Genomic DNA, 4,700 nt, shown 5'->3' with positions numbered 1-4,700 from the left:
ATATACGCAGGCGCTACACCAAATCCCACTACATCAGACAGAGAATCAAGTTCCCAGTCTAATGTAGTAGAAAATTCTTTCATAAATGCAATTAAAATTCCTAAAAATAGTCCTAAAAACAGAGAACCAGCTATAACCAGCTTTTTATTCAATGCAGGTTTTGTTATGGAATTTACATATTTAACAACTGGATTTGAGTCATTTCTTAATAGACGATAATATGCCAATCTTGAAACTAACGTATCTGTTAATGAGTCTTTTGTAGTTCGTATGTCGATATTTTGTGTTAAAAAGCTGTATTGTTGCTCCAATAATTTTATTTGTGTATCCAAAAAGTTATTTTTTCTTTCAAGTAGATAGCCTTGTGCAAGTGCTGGGTACTCTTTTGCAAAATTTTCCCCTTCAGTTTTATTATTTGTAGTGAATTTTACTTTTACTGTTGGATCATTATTTTCAGACTGTGCTGTCAATCTTGTTGTCATTTCCTTAAAGAATTTATCCTCTGGCAAATTTACATTTCTCAAAGTTTTTGAATTTTTTTTCAAGTAAGAGTAAAAGTCAAAAGAATTTAATGAAGACTGTGAATTTTCTCCAATTTCAGTAAGGACTTTATCATTTCCATAAAGAGTAATGTCTGATTTAAAGGATTTGTTTACAAAGACAAAAGCTGTGGAAAGTATCACAACTATTATCGTAGTTAAGGCGATTAAAAATTTATTTTTATAAATGATCTTAATTATCATACTAGCGTCAATTGTTTGCTGATTTTTATTATCCATTTTATTTCCTTTCAAATTAAATTTATATCTTAATTCTATCAAAAAAAGTGTAAAATGACAATGGGGAATTTGAAAAAATGTAATTGGAAATTATTTTTTTGTATGTTATAAAAAAAATCATATTAGGAATCGGGGGAGTAAAAATGATTTACACAAAAGAAATATCAGCAGAAATGCAAAAAAAGTTTAGCAAAATTGCTTTTGAAAATGGAAAAAGTGAAAATGAATTTATTCTTGAACTGATAAGGGAGCAAATCGAAGATTATGAAGATGTGATTGTATTGGATAAAGCTATTGAGGAAAGTACAGGAGATTTTATTTCATTAGATGAGGTAATAAAGGAATTATAGACTTTTAGCTACAATTAATGACAAAAAAGTATTAATACATGTCTTTGAAATTGGACATAGAAGAGAGAAGTGTACAGGTAAAAAATTAAAGGTTATCTTGGAAAGCGGGGTAGCCTTTTTTATTGGAAATAAAAATTATAAAATAAACCGAAAGTATGATATAATTGGTTATAAATTTGAAAATATAAAGTAAGAAAGAAGGTTTTTAAATGTATATAAATCCAATTATTGAAGGAATTGAAATTTCTGATATTAGGAAAATTCATGAAAGGTTAGTAAATTATAAAAATGTGATAAATATGACAATTGGGGAGCCTGATATCGATGTTCCGCAGGAAGTGAAGGAAGCTGTGGCTTATCATGCCTTAAATAGCAGAATAAAATATTCTCCTGTGGGAGGGATGCCTGAATTAAGAGAAAAGATTGCCAAATACTATAATGAGCAGTTTTTGGGAAATTACAATGCTCAAAATGTTTTGGTAACAGTTGGTTCTACAGAGGGGCTTGCTTCGGTTTTGAAAACTATTTTGGCAAAAGATGATGAAGTGATTATTCCAACACCTGCATATGTGGGATACGAGCCATTGATTACGATTTCTGAAGCGAAAACTAAATTTGTTGATTTGGAAGAAAATAATTTTGTATTGACAAAAGAAATTTTAGAAAAAAATATTACTGATAAAACTAAATTAATAATTTTGACATATCCGAATAATCCATCTGGAATTACGCTTGCAGAAGAGGAAATGGTTAAAATTGTGAAATTTTTGAAGGAAAAAAAGATTTACTTGATAAGTGATGAAATTTATGCAGCGATTACTTTTGAGAAATTTACTTCCTTTGCAAAATTTTCTGATGAATTGAAGGAACAGCTAATTATAATTAATGGATTTTCAAAATCACATTCAATGACAGGCTACAGACTAGGCTATATTATTGCCGATGAAAAATTACAGAATCAAGTGAAGAAAGTGAGTCAGTACAACGTGACAAGTGCCTCAACATTGTCACAATATGGAGCAATTGCCGCTCTTGATAAATGTTCTGATACAGCGAAAATTTCTGAAATTTATAAAAATAGAGTGGAATATTTTGTAAATAGACTAGAAAAATTAGGTTTTGAATGTTTAAAACCTAAAGGAGCATTTTATGTTTTTGCAACTTATAAAAATATTGAGAAGTTTAAAAATATGAAATCATTTGATTTTGTTCTTGATTTATTGGAAAAAACGGAACTTGCGATTGTGCCTGGAATTACATTTCAAGTAGAGGGGTATGTGAGATTTTCGATTGTGCATGATATTTCAGTATTGGAAGAGGCTATAAAGAGGGTGGAAAAGTATATAAAAGAGAAGTAAAAATGATAATTTAGAAAATTGGAGAAATTAATGGAAAAAACGGAAAAGAAAAGTTTGAAAAAAGGAGACTTGATACAGTTAAAAATTGTAAATCTCGATACTAAGGGCAGAGCCTATGGATTTTTTGATGAAAATAAAATTTATGTGAATATTAATGCTGCAGAAAATCAAGTTGTTGAGGGAATTTTTGTAAAAAGACGGAGAAAGTATGAGCTGATACATTGCAAAATTATTGATTTTGCTGGGAGAAAAAATGCGATATATGATGATATTGAAAGACAAAATGGAGGCTGTAACTATCAGTATTATACCTATGATGAGCAGCTTGAAATAAAGGCAGGACATATAAAAAAAGAATTAGACAAGATTATTAAGTATGATTATATTTTTGAAGAGCCTGTCAGAAGTGTAAAGCCTGATAAATATAGAAACAAGATGGAATTTAGCTTTGGAAATGCTACAAAAGGAGGGCCTATAATTTTAGGGCTTCATAAGCAGAACAGTTTTCACGATATTGTGGAAGTTGATGGGTTAAAATTAATGGATGATAATTTTAATAAAATTTATGTTTTTTGTAATGAATTTTGTAAAAAGACAGGTTTTGACTTTTATCACAGACTTGATCATATAGGTTTTTTTAGAAATCTTGTAATTAGAAAAGCAGAATTTACAAAGCAGATTTTGGTAAATATTGCAACAACGACTCAAATTAGTGAAATGGAAAAGGAAAAATTTCAAAAAGAGTTTAAGGAAGGATTGTTAGCCTTAAATTTGGATGATAATTTTAAAATTATTGGAATTTTACACACATTTAATGATAATTTTTCGGATATGGTTATTTCCGAAAGTGAAACGATTTTGTATGGAGAACGTGATTTGACAGAGGAGATTTTTGGATTAAAATTTAAAATCAGTCCATACAGCTTTTTCCAGACAAATTCCCAGACAGTCGAAAAATTATATGGAAAAGTCTTAACATACCTTGAAGAAATTGAAAATATAAAAATTCACGAAGCAACAGTTTTTGACTTATTTAGCGGTACAGGTACAATTGGACAAATTGTTTCAAAAAAGGCAAAGCAGGTTTATGGAATCGAATTGGTGCCAGAAGCGGTAGAAAAGGCTAACGAAAATGCAAAATTAAACAATATCCAGAATGCACATTTTATCGCAGGAGATGTTTTTGCAAAATTAGATGAATTTGATAATAACGGAATTAAGCCAGATATTTTAATTTTGGATCCGCCACGTGCTGGTGTAGGTGAAAAAACTATCACAAAGCTGGTAAAATACAATACTGAAAATATAATTTATGTGTCTTGTAATCCAAAAACTTTGATGACAGATCTGATAAAGTTTGGGGAATTTGGATACAGGCTGGTTAGGTGTTCGGTGGTGGATATGTTCCCCATTACACCGCATTTGGAGGTTGTTTGCTTGCTGGAAAAAGTAGATGTTTAAAGGAGCTTAAAATAGATTGAGAAGAATGTAGATAAAACAGGGCTACTGGTAGCAAATAAATTAGTTACCATAGTCTATTTTTTACTTCAATTAATAATTTTGAGGATTATAGTGAGTATAAACTTCACTTAGAATATTATAAAAACTGAAATATAAAGAAAAATGAAATTATATGAGTGGAAAAATAAATGGAATTTTTAAAGAATATTATGAAGATGAGGATACAATGGGAGTGTTATTATAAGAGTGCAGATAAAAAATACTTATATTCTTTAAAGGAAGTGTTTATTAACAGCGCATATGCTTCTTCTTATAAAAAAGAAGAAAATATAGTAAAACTAGATATAGATGATGAAATAAATACAAATTCATTTCAAGAAAGAATAAAAGGAATTGTAATTACTGGAATATAAAAATTAAAATTGAAAGGATGAAAATAATGGAAAAGAAATTATTAGGAATATCATTAGAATGTTATAAAAAATATAAAGGAGAGAGAAAAGAATTTTTTGATTTTTTTCTACAGTATATAGAACCAGAAAAAATAAAAATTAAAGCACCATTTACGAATAATAATTATAAGGATTGGTTTACAACCAAAGAAAGTTTTTTTGAACTGATATCAGAAAGCAAATACGAAGAAGAATATATCCAAATAATATTAGAGAATGAAGATGAAATGATAATCTCAGAACAAGATGGCTTTAGAGTAATAATATTAGAAAAAACATATATGGAAAATGAAGAAGATA

6 protein-coding genes are annotated in these 4,700 nt (G+C 28.8%); 5 read left to right on the top strand and 1 reads right to left on the bottom strand.

All coding sequences use genetic code 11. The features are described 5' to 3' along the window. Positions 1-779 (bottom strand): hypothetical protein (locus Q0370_RS09295; RefSeq protein ID WP_299574990.1); only part of this gene is annotated, 779 nt, incomplete at its 3' end. Between the two features lie 143 nt (positions 780-922). On the opposite strand from Q0370_RS09295, the gene Q0370_RS09290 reads away from it, so the two are divergent. The 5 genes from Q0370_RS09290 to Q0370_RS09270 form a co-directional block, all read left to right on the top strand. Beyond that, positions 923-1,129 carry a DUF6290 family protein gene (locus tag Q0370_RS09290; RefSeq protein ID WP_299574988.1) on the top strand — a complete coding sequence of 69 codons (207 nt, stop codon included), beginning with the start codon at positions 923-925 and terminating at the stop codon, positions 1,127-1,129. Between the two features lie 209 nt (positions 1,130-1,338). Continuing rightward, entirely contained in the window at positions 1,339-2,487 is a 1,149-nt protein-coding gene (locus Q0370_RS09285) for an aminotransferase class I/II-fold pyridoxal phosphate-dependent enzyme (protein ID WP_299574986.1), read from the top strand. Positions 2,488-2,517: 30 nt separating this feature from the next. Beyond that, positions 2,518-3,948, top strand: a complete 1,431-nt coding sequence (gene rlmD, locus Q0370_RS09280) for a 23S rRNA (uracil(1939)-C(5))-methyltransferase RlmD (RefSeq protein WP_299574984.1) — start codon at positions 2,518-2,520, stop codon at positions 3,946-3,948. A gap of 188 nt (positions 3,949-4,136) precedes the next feature. After that, a complete protein-coding gene (locus Q0370_RS09275) occupies positions 4,137-4,361 on the top strand; it encodes a hypothetical protein (RefSeq protein ID WP_299574982.1) in 225 nt (74 codons plus the stop codon). Between the two features lie 26 nt (positions 4,362-4,387). After that, positions 4,388-4,700, top strand: a 313-nt coding sequence (locus tag Q0370_RS09270) for a hypothetical protein (protein WP_299574980.1), incomplete at its 3' end; no start/stop codon positions are given.

Origin of the sequence: uncultured Leptotrichia sp. (assembly GCF_938036635.1) — a bacterium.
Classification (GTDB): domain Bacteria; phylum Fusobacteriota; class Fusobacteriia; order Fusobacteriales; family Leptotrichiaceae; genus Leptotrichia; species Leptotrichia hongkongensis.
This window is presented reverse-complemented; position numbering and strand designations above follow the sequence as displayed.

Excerpts from the sequence above, each read along its gene's own strand:
- Q0370_RS09290 (WP_299574988.1), top strand. The coding sequence starts at position 923 with ATGATTTACACAAAAGAAATATCAGCAGAAATGCAAAAAAAGTTTAGC.
- Q0370_RS09285 (WP_299574986.1), top strand. The coding sequence starts at position 1,339 with ATGTATATAAATCCAATTATTGAAGGAATTGAAATTTCTGATATTAGG.
- Q0370_RS09275 (WP_299574982.1), top strand. The coding sequence starts at position 4,137 with ATGGAATTTTTAAAGAATATTATGAAGATGAGGATACAATGGGAGTGT.
- rlmD (WP_299574984.1), top strand. The coding sequence starts at position 2,518 with ATGGAAAAAACGGAAAAGAAAAGTTTGAAAAAAGGAGACTTGATACAG.